Origin of the sequence: Planococcus sp. CAU13 (assembly GCF_000775575.1) — a bacterium.
GTDB lineage: Bacteria > Bacillota > Bacilli > Bacillales_A > Planococcaceae > Planococcus.
The window spans coordinates 1-14,063 of sequence record NZ_JRGN01000206.1; the positions used below are offsets into that span (position 1 = coordinate 1).

The 14,063-nt window shown below is 45.0% G+C and carries 8 protein-coding genes; 1 reads left to right on the plus strand and 7 read right to left on the minus strand.

All coding sequences use genetic code 11. The features are described from left to right. Positions 1–63: 63 nt before the first annotated feature. Positions 64–2,001 carry a S8 family serine peptidase gene (locus KW93_RS16945; protein ID WP_052131543.1) on the minus strand — a complete coding sequence of 646 codons (1,938 nt, stop codon included), beginning with the start codon at positions 1,999–2,001 and terminating at the stop codon, positions 64–66. 287 nt (positions 2,002–2,288) lie between these two features. Between KW93_RS16945 and KW93_RS09180 the strand changes: the two genes are divergently transcribed. Continuing rightward, a complete protein-coding gene (locus KW93_RS09180) occupies positions 2,289–3,800 on the plus strand; it encodes a glucosyltransferase domain-containing protein (protein WP_033542707.1) in 1,512 nt (503 codons plus the stop codon). A 54-nt stretch (positions 3,801–3,854) separates the two neighbouring features. On the opposite strand, the gene KW93_RS09185 is transcribed toward KW93_RS09180, so the two are convergent. From KW93_RS09185 to KW93_RS09210, 6 genes are all read right to left on the minus strand, one after another. Further along, positions 3,855–5,795, minus strand: a complete 1,941-nt coding sequence (locus KW93_RS09185; protein WP_033542708.1) for an S-layer homology domain-containing protein — start codon at positions 5,793–5,795, stop codon at positions 3,855–3,857. Positions 5,796–6,159: 364 nt separating this feature from the next. Next, positions 6,160–7,197, minus strand: coding sequence for an S-layer homology domain-containing protein (locus KW93_RS16950; protein WP_161787034.1), 1,038 nt, complete (start codon positions 7,195–7,197; stop codon positions 6,160–6,162). A 171-nt stretch (positions 7,198–7,368) separates the two neighbouring features. Then, positions 7,369–8,403, minus strand: coding sequence for an acyltransferase (locus tag KW93_RS09195; RefSeq protein WP_033542709.1), 1,035 nt, complete (start codon positions 8,401–8,403; stop codon positions 7,369–7,371). Between the two features lie 203 nt (positions 8,404–8,606). After that, complete coding sequence (locus KW93_RS09200; RefSeq protein WP_033542710.1) at positions 8,607–11,093, minus strand: S-layer homology domain-containing protein; 2,487 nt, start codon at positions 11,091–11,093, stop codon at positions 8,607–8,609. 563 nt (positions 11,094–11,656) lie between these two features. Continuing rightward, positions 11,657–13,183, minus strand: a complete 1,527-nt coding sequence (gene murJ / locus KW93_RS09205; RefSeq protein ID WP_033542711.1) for a murein biosynthesis integral membrane protein MurJ — start codon at positions 13,181–13,183, stop codon at positions 11,657–11,659. A gap of 1 nt (position 13,184) precedes the next feature. Further along, a complete protein-coding gene (locus tag KW93_RS09210; RefSeq protein WP_033542712.1) occupies positions 13,185–13,913 on the minus strand; it encodes a WecB/TagA/CpsF family glycosyltransferase in 729 nt (242 codons plus the stop codon). Positions 13,914–14,063: the final 150 nt, after the last annotated feature.

Genomic DNA, 14,063 nt, shown 5'->3' on the forward strand with positions numbered 1-14,063 from the left:
ACTGCAGCGCACTCAATGTGCACTGCAGTCTTTTTCTTATTATATAGAAGAAACCCGAACCGGTTATTGCTTATTCTGTGCCGCCTGCCATTCCGCAGCCCGGTACATGAACACCGCAAGCTCTGCCCGCGTCACTTTCCGCTCCGGCTTAAACGTGCCACCCGAACCGGTAGTGACACCGGCCGCATACAGCGGATCAATGAATTCTTTGGCCCAGTGCTCCTGTGCGTCCGGGAACGGATTGGTGCCGGGTTCGTTTATGCCAAATGCATTGACTAGCACTTTCGCCATTTGCGCTCTGGTCAGCTCACCCACAGGGATGAAACCTATATCATTACCGTCAAAAATACCCGCCTGCTGGACGGCTGTTATCTCATTAAAATAGATATGGGATTTGGGAACATCTGCGAACGGAACATAGGGAAGTTTTGGAACAAGTGTCATGGCCCGGTCCAGCATTACTGCGGTATTTGCGCGTTTCACTACAGAATTCGGCTTGAACGTGAAATCAGGATACCCTTTCACCACTTTCCGCGCGGCCATTTCACTGATTTCCTTGTATGCCCAGTAATCCGATGCCACATCCGTAAAACCGATGGCGACTGTAGCAGCAGCCGGTACAACTGTCACGGCCATTTTTGCAGAAACGTTGTTATAGCTCACTGTGATTTCAGTTGTTCCCGGTGAAATGAAAGTGACGGTTCCTTTATTGACTGTGGCAATAGCCGGATTGACTGATTTCCACACTGCGTCGTTCGTAACGTCAACTTCTTCTCCCCCGGCCAGTTTGACTTTCACTTTTTGAACGCTTGCCGTTCTTTCAGGGCCGGCAAGCTGCGTTTTTTCCAGAAAGAGTGATTTGGCCGGATTCAGCGATGCGGTTTTGCCGTAGACAGGAAGCTTATAGGGCTGTGCCTGCAGGAGGCCGAAGCCGAATACCGGATCGATGCCCTTCACTCCAAGATCGAGCGCATTCTTCAACAGGATGTTCCGCACCTGGTCGTTGTTAAGCCCGCGGTATGCCTGTTTGATGAGTGCTGCCTGGCCTGTTACAAAAGGAGCCGCCATCGACGTTCCATTCATCTCCCTGTAGCCGTTATTCAAATATGTACTCCTGATGGAGACGCCGGGCGCAGCTACATCGACTGCGGGGCCGGCCGCTGAAAATACTCCCCGCTTTTTCTGATTGTCGACAGCTGAAACAGCGATGACTTCATTGTAGCGGGCAGGATATTCGACTGTATCTGCATCGGGATTTTCCAGTCCTTTATTGCCGGCCGCTGCTACGATAAGTATATTCTGCTGATGTGCTTTTTTGATGATTTCATGGAAGAGGGATGATCCTGTATCTGTTCCCAGGCTCAGGTTCAGCACGTCCATTTTGTTGGTGATGGCCCAGTCAATGCCGCTGATGACATCTATCAGGGAACCTTTATTTTCTTTTGAAAATACTTTTATGGCGTAGAGATCTGCCTCCGGTGCCACCCCTTTAATGCCGATACTGTTATCGAGGGCTCCAATGATTCCTGCCACGTGTGTTCCGTGGCCATTGTCATCATGATAGGAATTTGTATAATCGACGACTGAAACGCCACCGGCAATCCGAAGGTCGGGATGCGGCGATATTCCGGAATCGACCACTCCGATTTTAACCCCTTTTCCGGTATAGCCGGAATTCCAGCTTAATGTGCTCTGCACCATCGGAGGTCCCCATCCAGTCAGCTGGACAGCCGGCTTAACGACTTTATCCCTTTCGATGGAAGCGACGCTGTCCGATTGCTTCAGAACTGCAAGAGTGTCATCTGAAGCGAGTATGGAAGCCGCGGGGACATTCTGATAATATTCCATAACTTCAATTCCCATTTCCTCCAAAAACCCTTGCTCAGCGTTCTCCTTAAAAACGACAATGGCCCGTTCCTTCGGAGATTCTTCCGCAGCTGCTGCTGGCTGCATGGCAAAAACAACGGCAAAAATAATCCCGATAACACCCAGTTTTTTCATCGATGGCCCTCGCTTCATGTGTTTTATCAACATATATACTTTATACCCTGTAAACATCATATATATACCTAATTATTGATTTATTTTCCATTAAAAAATAGAAAGTCTGGTTCATCCGATAAGAGATTATAGCACGTATGAGCGTGCAAAATGAGAGTGTTTAGACCTATGTAAATAATTAAATATGCACTTCAGTGAATAGCGGATCAGGATCTTTTCCAACCGTACTAACAGCCGGTAAAATATGCTATAATCTTTGATGATGCAAACAATTATAGGAGGATATTATGCCAGAACAATTTCTCGAAAATTTCAAGAAGAAGATGCGCTCCGAATGGAAAATTGCTTTCTTCGCCGCTTTCCTGATTGGATTACTTACTCACTTATACATATTCACTCAATACACCCCGAATCATGACGGACTTATAAATATCTATAATTCCCAGCTCAAATTCAAATCCGGCCGATTTTTCCTTGGACCTTTCAGCGGCATCAGTTCCTTATTTGATCTGCCCTGGGTCATCGGCCTGCTGTCGACGCTCTATCTGTCCCTGCTGGCGGTGGTCGTCACCGAACTACTTGGGCTGAAGAAGAAAATTTCCATTTGGCTGACAGCCGGGTTGATCGTGACTTTCCCGACCATCACGTCGACGTTTTCCTATATGTTTACGGCTGATGGCTATATGTTCGGTTTCCTGCTGGCAGGCCTTGCGCTGCTGGTAACACAGAAATACAAATGGGGCTTTTTGCCGGGCTCCATCATTCTTTTTGTATCGGTGGGCATCTACCAGGCGAATCTTCCGTTAACTCTGACATTGGCCGCGCTGGTCATCATCCAGTCGCTGCTGTTTGGTAAGGATTCCATCCGCCATACACTGATCAAATCATCTGCGTACGTGGCAATGGTGGCAATCGGAATGATTTTTTATGCGATCCTGTTCAAAGCTTACCAGGGCATTTTCGGCGGTGAAATTTCCGATTATCAGGGATTGAATGATATCGGCGTCGCTTCCGGCGGCATTCTCTCGCCGTTCTATTCCATCGCCAAATCCGCTGTCTTTTATTTCTTTGATGGGATTGTCGGCCGAGGCGAAGTGAGCTTGTTCACTGTTCTGAATATCCTCCTGCTGGTGCTTATCGCCGTTCTGTTCATTGCCATGGGCAGACGCCGCTCCATCGGCTTTACGGCGCTTGCCGCCGCTGCAATAGCCGCAATGCCGTTTCTGGCCTATATCCTGTATTTTGTTTCTTCAGGAGTCGATTATCACATGCTGATGATCATGGGCCTTGTCCCAGTTTACATCCTGCCGATCCTGTTTTATGAGCAGATGGCCGATTCAAAAGTTCTTGCCTGGAGCGTTGTCGCTGTACTTGGGCTGACCATTTTTAATTTTGGATTGATCGCCAATATTTCTTATTTCAATACGACGTTAAAATATGAAAAATCCTATGCCAATGCAAACCGGGTCCTGGACCGCATCGAACAGACCGAGGGCTATGAAGACGCCAATACACTGGCGATATTCGGCACTCATTATTTATCGAGCGAACTCGGCCGCACGATCATTCCGCAACGGATTCCCGAAATGACAGGCGTGCTCGGTGAAACTTCCCTTGCCCACCCTGTGCATTACCAGTACATGTTCGCCAATCTTTTTGGCGTCGAGTTCGAGCTCGCGACTGAAGAGGAAAGAGAAGCAATCCTCGAAAGTGAAGCGTTTTCCGATATGGCTGTCTGGCCGCATCCGGATTCCGTGCAAATCGTTGATGATGTAATCATCCTTAAATTGAACGAGTAATGGAATAAAATCCAAAAAAAACAGCCTGCCGGGTTTCGGCAGGCTGTTTGTCTGTCAGCGGTAATCCGCTACAGGAGTTTCTACATCCGTGAATGTATTATCGTCTTCAAGGTAATCAAGTACATTTGCACCAGCAGAAGCGACCGTCACACCTGTACCCAGGCCGATGCCTTCAGTGCCGTTAATGAAGCTGTTGCCGGTTACCGTAATGGCACTGTTTTCAGTTCCGCCGATTCCGTAAGTCACATCTGTGAAGGTATTCCCTGTCGCTACCAGATCATTGCTGTTCAGGTTCACACCGCGCAGCAGATCATTAAACTCGGAATTTGTGATGGTGATGAGTTTTTCTCCGAGCGGCGTATCCACACCGTTGCCGGCCGTGTCATCGACCCCATTCACTGTTACTGAGTCCAAAACGACTCTATTGGCCGTAATATAGAATCCTGAAGCTTCGCCGCCTGAAACGTTTCCTGTTTCCACTGTGACATTTGTTATTTCAGTGTCGTCCGCACCTGCAGCCACTTCAATCGGCGCATCGATTGAGAAGCCTGCTCCGTCGAAAGTGACCGTGTCGCTGATAAGGATTCTGCTGCCATTTGCATCCGTGATATCTCCGGCCAGGCTCACTTCTTCTTCACCCGAAGCCAGTGCCTGGTTCAGTTCCGCAGCCGAGTCGATACTGATGACTGTAAACGGTACGACAGTTGTACCTCCCGCACTGATTACAGTCAGCACGTAATTGCCGTCTTCAGTAATTTCTGTTCCTGAAGTGTATGCTGCAGCTGGTCCGCCATTTCTTGAAAGCGTGGCAGTTCCTTCACTGCCGAATACCGGTGCCGCTGTATTATAGTAGGTTTCGTTTGCAGTGACCTCTTCCACAACCGGCGCAAGTTCCCCGGTCTGCAGCAGGAATGTTTCGATTGCCGCGATTGTCGTGAACGGAATACGATTGCCGCTGGCGTCTGTCCGGCTATTGAACGCATTCAGGAAATCTTCGGCAACTCCCAACTGGGCAGATGGGTTCAAGCTGTTATAAGGAGCAAATTCCAGCGCTTCAAGAGCCCTGTCCATCGCCGTAATCGTGCGCGCATTATTTACGCCTGAAATAATTGCGCGGTATTGAGCGATCAGATCCTCAAGTGTTTCCACTACTTCTTCTTCTGAATAGAATTCTTCGTCCCCATATAATCCAAGGAACGCTTCAGCCACTTCCCTGCGGCTGTCAAGCCCGAGATTAACATAGTTCGGATATTCAAATGCTAGTAATGCCGCATCCATCGCCGCAACCGTTTCTGCGTCATTCACCGCTGCCACATCAGCCGGGATTTCCATGGAAGCTTCCAGCGAACGGATAAGGAAAGAAGCGAATTGCGCACGGACAGTCGTGCCGCGCGGATTAAACTCTTCCACCACTGTTACGCCGTTTTCCGAAAGAATATCGATATACGGACGGAATTCTGCGATTGCTCTATGGTTGTCCTTAACTTTGGAATTGTCGCCAGGCAGATCCTCGAGACCGAATGCATTGACAAGTACTTTTGCCATCTGCTGACGTGCGATCGGCTGATTAGGCATCAGGTTATTATTACTCCCTTCAAAAATGCCTGCCTGTTTTACAATCAGTGAGTAAGTATAGAGTTCCTGGTCTCCGCTGGCTGCTGTAACATCATTGAAAGGTTCCACGTCAGAAAGGTCGTATTCCGATAATTCCTTGCCGCTTGCAGCCACTACATATTTACCAAGGCCTTTTACAACGTTCGACCGTGTCAATTCCCGGGCAGGTTTGAATGTCCCGTCCTGATAGCCGGAAAGAATTCCAAGTTCACGGGCTTTATAAATGGCATCAAAATGAGAGTTGCTTGCGGAGACATCCGAATACAAAAATTCCGACTGTGCCTCGACCTCATTGGCACTTGCTGCTGGAGCTATTGCTGAAGCCACCATCGCAGCTGTCACCGCACCGGCCATAAATTTGTAGTTCGCTTTCTTCGACATAAGACATTGTCCTCCTTTTGATTTGTTAAACTTTATGCTTAACTGCCTCTTTTTGGAAAAAGCAGTAAACACCATAAAAATAATGTTTAATATTTCCTTAATCTGAATAAAAAAAGAAGCAGTCATGCATAATTAAAAATTGACTAATTATGATTGCCGCCACTAATATATGCCCTGTTTGTAACAACAATAAACTAATATTTTACTTTTCTTTATAAAATTCTGTTATTTTGTTTGAGATATGTTTTGTTTTTACAAATCCTTTGCAGCACCATAACAAAAATACGCAATTTTAAAAGCCCGGAAACAGTTCCCGGGCTTTTATCAATGGATCTTTTATTCACCTTTAAAAAGGTTATTTTGTTTATGGTTTCATGAACAGCTGCGTATGGTAGATCCCGCCGGAACCGCCTTTGACTGTGCCGATTCCAATATGCGTATAATTTGTGCTCAGTATATTTTTTCTGTGTCCGTCGCTGTTCATCCAGCCCGTCATGACGCTTTGGGCGTCCCGCTGTCCATATGCGATATTTTCACCCGCAGCTCTGTAAGAAATGCCGAGTGTGTTAAGCATATCAAACGGGCTGCCGTATGTTGGTGACTGGTGGCTGAAATAGTTGTTATCAGCCATGTCTTTTGATTTGATCAACGCTGCATTCTGCAATCCTGCATGTACCTTCAGAGCCGGTACGTTGACTTTCGCCCGTTCTTTATTGACCAGGGTCAGAATTTCCGCCATTATTGCCGCTTCTCCAGTTGGAGCCGGTGCTGATGGATTCTTTTTATCCAGAATGCGATGGATGAAAACTGCCATCTGCACTCTTGTGACATTTTTATATGGGCTGTACGTCGTTGGAGTGGTACCGGTCGTAATTGAATTTGTCACAAGCGTATCGATGTAAGGACGGAACGAGTCGCCCGCCGGAACATCATTGAAAGCTTTCACTTTCGAACTTGTTCCTTTCAATTCAAACGCTTTTACAAGAATCTTTGCAATCTGTGCACGTGATGCCGGCTGAGCCGGGTTGAATTTCTCCGCTTTCATGAAGACGCCCATATCGACCAATGCAGCAATTTCCGCATAGCCGGAAGTTTTGGTGTTGACGTCCTTGAAATTCGGATTTGGGCGGTTGGCTGTCGGTATATCAAGCGCGCGCACGATCATCATGGCGCTCTGTGCACGGGTCACAGATTCCACTGGTCCGAAAGTACCGTCCAGTCTCCCTTTGATGATGCCTTCTTCAGCAAGTTCAGTTATTTCTTTATGTGCCCAATAACCTTTTGGCACGTCTTTGAATGTGACTGCAGCAAGTGACGGAGATGCTGTAAATACGAAAAACAGTATTGCAGCGATCAAGATGAAGTTAAGCTTTTTGAATTTTTTGTTAGGATTTTTAGTCATGATTTGCTCCTTCGGCATATTTTTATTTTTCTTACCGAAAGTTATTATATATTATTTATTCATCTATAGGAGAATTTTATTGAAATAGTAATAAAAAAGATAACTCCGTAATATTTCGGGAGTTATCGCATATTATTACTATGGTGGGCTTAATGATTTTTGAAGCAGTTATTATGGTATCAAATTTTTTACAACCGGAATTTTGCTGATGACGTAGCTGATGGCCGCGCTGATCACGATGACAATAAACACTTCGGCCGGAATTGCCAGCAGCGGATGCTGGGCGTCCACAATCCGCATCAGGCGGGTATTCATCAGGCTGAACATCACGAGGATATGCAACAGGTAAATACCGAAGCTCAGCTTGTTCGCAACGTTCAGCACCGGACCAATCTTCCTTTTTGCAAACAGGTGCTTGAAGACAAGGAACACACCGGCAGCAGCGAGCAGGACACTCGGGGCATGGTATTCATACCAGAACAGCTGCGGCACCCCTTCCTGTGCGACTGTGAAATAATGCGTCAGGAAGAAAGTCGAACTGAAGCCGAGCAGCGCCATCGCGTAACCGATTCTCGTCCACCAGACGTTCATCGGGAAAGTCGCCAGGTAATAGCCGAGCACAAAATAGCCGATGTAATTGGTGACGTGGAAAAGTTCAACGTTGAAAGCCAAATCGAAATGGTATTTCATGAATTTCACGATCACCGACGCGTAGAACCAGAGCAGCAGGAAGTATTCAATGTCTTTCCGCCGTGCATTCTGGATAAACACTTTAATGATCGGAGTCGTAAGATACAAGCCCAGAATCATATACATGAACCAGAAATGGACGCTGATATCGGCGTTCAGGAACTTAGTAATGAATTCTGTGAAAGAAAACTCTTCAATCCATTTTCTCACAAATACCTGGTAGCAGTAATAGATAAAACTCCAGGCCACCAGTGGAATGAGGATCTTGCTCACCCGTTTTTTCAGGAACTGCGGATAATTGATCTCCTGTTTGCTGCTGAGCAGCAGCGCCCCGCTGATCATCACAAACAGCGGCACAGAACTGCGGGCCAGCGATTCATAGAAATTAGCCGATATCCAGGCCGTCTTGCCTTCCAAATAATTTATCCCAATATAATTGGCTGCCACATGGATTGTGACAACCATGATGGTCGCGTAGACACGCAGCCAGTCAAAATACAATATGCGTTCTTTCAATGTGGCAGCTCCTTGCTGTTATATAAACAGGAAAATTTTAGTACTGTACCAGTATACTATAATAGTTTTGGATTGGGATTAGGGAAATGAAAAAAAGACTTCGCGAGATTTCTCTCGGGAAGTCTTTTTATACTTACTATTCTTGAGACAAGATATTATCTCGTTTCTTAAACCACAAGTGAATGCAGCTATTAAGAATAATATTAGTTGCTTGATACTGCAATCGGTCCAACAAAGTTAACAACGTTTCCGTTAACATCTGCTAGGTCAATCGTAGAAGAAGCACCAAGAGTAATACCGTTCAATGAAGTAAGTGGCGTTGCTAAAGTAATAACTACTTTATTGTTGTTTGTTCCAGCAATTACTTCTGCTCCATTTTCAGCTAGAGCTGTAGTAGAACCTTGGAATACGTCGAAGTCAGTTCCTGCAGTTTCAAGTTTCAATGCTTCGCTTAAAGTTACTTCAATTTGAGTAGCATTGATTACTTTAGCACTTTGAACTATTGGACGTACGTTTTCTTTGAAATCATAAGTGTCAGTTTCAGAAACCATTACTGAACCAGCAGAAGTTGCTACATTGCTTACAGTGTAGTTGCGAACACCGTTAGTAGTAATTACATCATTCTTCAATGTCAATTCAACAGTCTGAGCATCACCTTTGAAGATAGCCGATGAGAACGGAGAAGAAACTCCATCGATAGAATAATTATTTACATTCAAAGCAGTTGCGGCTGTCACAGGACGGTCAAATTTAACTGTAACTTTGTTGCCGACTTGATAGAAATCTTCTGTAACTGGTTTCGTAGCATCAACTGCTGTACCTACAGTAAATGTAACATTGCGAGCAGCTGAATCATTAGTTGCAGCTGAAGTATCTTCAACCAAACCAGTTGGTAATCCTAGAGTGTAAGTTCCTGCTGTTGCAGGTAATTTAATTCGAACAGATTTTTTATCTGTTCCTCTAGTGATATCATCACCTGTAATTCCAGCAACAGGTAGAGTAATGTTGTTTGAATTAACATAAGTACCAGCAACTTCTTTGGATGAGTTAACCGTAATTTCTTCGTTATAGCTTACTACTAGATAGCGTGTTCCGCCAACAGTTTCAACTGTATGATTAACATAAGCAGGTGCTGTAGTATCAGCATTTACTTGAATGACACGAGTAACTTCATTCATTTTCAATCCAGCTAAATCTAATGCATCTGAAATTGTAACTGATTTAACACCTTCAGTTAAAGCTCCAACGTTAGTAAATGTGGCAACTGTTCCTGTAGTGTCAAGCGTGTAAGTAGTATAAGTTGTATCGCCAACTTTTACAGCAGCTCCGGTAGAACGAATTTTTTCAGAGAAAGTTACTTGTAATTTACCAGTATCAAGAGCTGTTACGCTAGTTACTGTTGGTTTTACTGTATCACGATCAGCTTTAACAACTGTAGCTGAAAGTGGATTCGGACTTAGTAAGTTTCCAGCAAAGTCTGCCAATCCTGTGAAAGTAAATGTATAAGAAGCGTCTTTAGTCATTGATGCTGGTAGTGTAACTTTAAATGATTTAGAATCATCAGCCACTTCAATATCGTCAGCACTAATAGTAACAGAAGTGCCACCTGAAACTACTAATTTAGAAGCGATGTCAGAAGCTGACTCATTCAAAGGCTCACTAAATGAGAATTTAGCTTGACCAGATGGCTCATATGAAACGCCAGCAAATGTAGGGCGAGCAGTATCACTTGCAGTTAGGAATACTTTGTATTCTCCAACTTTTTCACCATTTGCAGCTTCGACTTTATTTTTAACTACTTCAAAAGCATATGAACCGTTCCATTTGTCTGCAGCTACCAATGTCAATGTTTTACCATCAGCACTTAGATAAGCGTTGTCTGTTAATGAACGAGCATCAGCAGAGTTAAGCTTTACAATTCCTTCAATTAGGTCATCTTTATCATCGATAACTGAAGATTCTTTGATTGGTTGAGTGAAAGTGATTTGCAACTCTTTAGCGTTAACTGCATTTACAGAATTAACCGCTGCAGCTACTACGTTTGAAGCTTCATAAGAACGCACTAGGAATGAAGCAAATTGCGCACGTGAAACGTTTGTATCAGGCATGAATTCTGCTTGAGTTGTTACACCGTTTTCAGACAGGATGTTGATGTATGAACGGTATTCAGCCAATGCTTTGTTGTTGTCAGTAACTTTTGAATCTCTGTTTGGAAGATCTTTAAGATCAAAAGCGTTTACAAGAACTTTAGCCATTTGCTGACGAGTGATGTTGTTCAATGGGTTAAGTTTGTTGCTGTCTCCAGAGAAGATACCAGCTTTTTTAACTACTAATGAATAGTTGTAAAGTTCTTTGTCAGCGATTGTAGAAGGAACGTCGCTGAAAGGTGTTACGCCTCTAACGTCGTAGCTTTCCAATGTTCCGCCGCTTTGAGCAACAACATATTTACCAAGTGCTTTAACTACGTTTGAACGAGTTAGAGAAACAGCAGGTTTGAAAGTTCCGTCCGGGCTACCTTGAAGGAAACCAAGCTCTTTAGCTTTCATGATGTTGTCAAAGTGTGAGTTAGTTACAGCAACGTCTGAGTAAGTGTCAGCGTTCTGATTTACTTGTGCTCCAGCAACTGGTGCGATTGCCGTAGCGACCATAGCAGCTGTGATAGCGCCGGCCATAAATTTGTTTTTCGACATAGAATAATTTCCTCCTCAAATTTCATAAAATAAAGTTATATCTGTCAAATTTAGGATAAAAATTGCAGATAAAACACTACAACTCCAAGTATAGGTTCAACATTTCAATATGTCAATATTATTACAGGAAATTTTATTATTAAGGTAAAAATGAGATAAATTCCTAAGTAATTCCAATTATTTAAGAGATTTTGGTTAGACTTTAATGATTATAGTCCCAATTTTCTTCTGCTTATTGGATAAACTATGACACCCCTTGTAATTCTTCTAACAATTCAAGAAAAAAGGCGCCGGAAATTCCGGCGCCTTTTCCATTTTCCCGCACACTATATAAGTAATGAGCAAGAAAATTATTCTATGTCTTTTATCATAGTGAATATACCTAGAATTAGCAAGCTATTACTTATATATTTTTTAAGTATTGGAAAATAAGAATTTTATTCCATTAATGGATTTTTGTTATTAATAGTATTGGGATGTTTACTCAAATTTTCTGTTAATTGAAATCAAAAAAATCCCCGACCTCCTGAACGCTTTTAAACGTCGGAGATCTGGGGATCGGTTTAGATCAGTGATTTCGGATTGCCGCCTTTTTCTATCAGCTTCCTGGCGAATTCATTCTTGAACAGCAGCAGGATGGCAAAGTAAATGATTGCCCCTATCGTGCCGAGAATTGCGATATGCAGGATTGCGGGCAATGCGCCGACAGCCGTCTGCCATTCGATGAGCACCAGAATGCCGAGCATGACCGCTGTTGCAAAAGCGATCTGCAGTGAATTCTTGATCAAATATTTCGCTTCCATTCCGTCGATCAGCTTCCACAGCATGCTGAATGTCACAATGGAATAAAACATGCCGACAAGTGATGCGGATAGGGCGATACCGGGTGCACCATATAATTGGGAGAAAATATAGTTCGAAATGATATTGAGTAAGATTGAACCGAGTCCGATGCGCATCATCAGGTGACCTTTTTCAAGTGTATAGAATCCTTTAGCGACGACCGCCTGGATACTATAGAAGAAAGTCGACCCGATGTAGAGAATGGCATAGGATGAAACGAGCATCGTCGCCTCCGGTGTAAAGGCGCCGCGTTCGTAAACCGCTTCGACCAGCGGTTCCATCAGGAGCCACATTCCGGCGAGAGTCGGTGTGATGAACATCAGCATATACAGGAGGCCTTTTTCCACACCTTTGCGGAAAAACGCCATGTCATGGAGGACCTTGGCGCGTGCGATGATGGGGAAAGCGATGGTTGCGATCGTCACTCCAAAAATCGCCTGCGGAATATTGATCAGGCGGAACGCATAGTTCAGGTTCGCAACGACACCCTCCTCGAGCCCCGCCGCATAGAATGTATTGACCATCAGGTTGATCTGCCCCACTGCAATTGTCAGACCGACCGGCCAGAATATTAAATAAAACTGCCTGACTTCTTCTTTATCGAGCGGCTGCTTCCATTTCATGAACTTTTTCGGTGTGCGGTAAAGAAGCTTCAGCATCAACGAAACAATCGTACCGACGAAATAACCGATTGGAACGGCCAGTATACCTATTTGATTGTGGAACAGGAGCGCGAAGACGATGGTCATCAAAACGACGCTTGTCTGGGAGAACACCGAAAAAGAGAATTTCCGGTGGGCATCGAAATAGCCTTCATAGACGGCGTTGATGCCGACGAAGACAAGAGACGCAAAATAGATGACGATCGTCCAGGTGGCGATGAAGAAGCCGTCTTCGTATTCAGCGAAGCTCGGGTAGGCGATTCGGACAATCGGAGCTGCGAGAATCATGCCGCCAATGGACAGGATTAGGCAGATCCACATCGTCCCTTTGGCGATGTTCGTCAGATGCTCTTCCCCTTTGCCGATGGCATCGAATTTATAATAACTCGGCAGGAAGGCATCTTTCATCCCGGTCAGCATGAATAACACAAGCGCATTCGGGATGGTCATGGCCGCTATGTAAGCATCTGCGCGGTAGGAATCGCCGAAAAGACCCGCGATGACGAGGTCACGCAGCATGCTGGAAAATTTTAAGATGAAGGTGGAAAGCAGAAACAGGATGGAAGCAATTTTCAGCTTGGACATATCAGGAACCTTCTATCTTTTTTCGCTCTTTCAGTACGGCGAGCAAAAACTTTGGTAAGGCGAGTTGTCGTTTCCACCTGAACGGCTCCCTTATCAAACGATATAACCACTCCAGACCAAATTTACGGAAAATGGCCGGGGCGCGTTTCACATTCCCGGCGAACACATCAAATGACCCTCCGACTCCCTGGTAGACGGACGGTTTCAGATTATGCATTTCACGGATGATGAACTGCTCCTGTTTGGGACTCCCCATCGCCACGAAAAGAATAGAAGCACCGGATGCATCTATTTTACCGCGAATCAAATCCAAGTCTTTTTCATAGCCGTCAAGGATCCCGGCTATTTGAAGAGCGGGATATTTGGCCTGCAGTGCAGCCGCCGCCGCTTCCGCCACTCCGGGCTTGCCGCCGTAAAGAAAGATGGATTCACCTTTTTCTGCAGCAGTTCTGCAGAGGGTTTCCATCATATCGATACCGGTAACACGCTCCCGAATTTTGCCGTTGCGGAGCTTTGAAGCCAGCAGGACGCCTACACCGTCCGGAATCTGAAAATCAGCTGTCTGCAAAATTGCGCGCAGCTGATCATCTTTCCGCGATGCCATCAGTTTTTCAGGGTTGATGGCGACGATAAACGACTTTTCGCCTGAACGGATCCGGCCGAAAATCTTGGCCATCAACTCTTCATAACCTTCTGTATTGACTTCTATTCCAAAAAAACGTTCTTTCATATGGGAATCACCTGATTTGAGTTCTCACTCTGATTATTTTATACTGTCCAGACTCCAGCGGCCCAACTCCTCGGGTCATAAGTCAACTCAGCTGCGCGGCCAAGGCCACTTCACTGATCTGTCTTATGCCTTTCGGAGCTGAACGGGCGC

Bases quoted from the DNA above. Each gene is read 5' to 3' on its own strand.
- KW93_RS16945 (WP_052131543.1), bottom strand. From the start codon at position 2,001: ATGAAAAAACTGGGTGTTATCGGGATTATTTTTGCCGTTGTTTTTGCC.
- KW93_RS09180 (WP_033542707.1), top strand. From the start codon at position 2,289: ATGCCAGAACAATTTCTCGAAAATTTCAAGAAGAAGATGCGCTCCGAA.
- KW93_RS09185 (WP_033542708.1), bottom strand. From the start codon at position 5,795: ATGTCGAAGAAAGCGAACTACAAATTTATGGCCGGTGCGGTGACAGCT.
- KW93_RS16950 (WP_161787034.1), bottom strand. From the start codon at position 7,197: ATGACTAAAAATCCTAACAAAAAATTCAAAAAGCTTAACTTCATCTTG.
- KW93_RS09200 (WP_033542710.1), bottom strand. From the start codon at position 11,093: ATGTCGAAAAACAAATTTATGGCCGGCGCTATCACAGCTGCTATGGTC.
- murJ (WP_033542711.1), bottom strand. From the start codon at position 13,183: ATGTCCAAGCTGAAAATTGCTTCCATCCTGTTTCTGCTTTCCACCTTC.
- KW93_RS09210 (WP_033542712.1), bottom strand. From the start codon at position 13,913: ATGAAAGAACGTTTTTTTGGAATAGAAGTCAATACAGAAGGTTATGAA.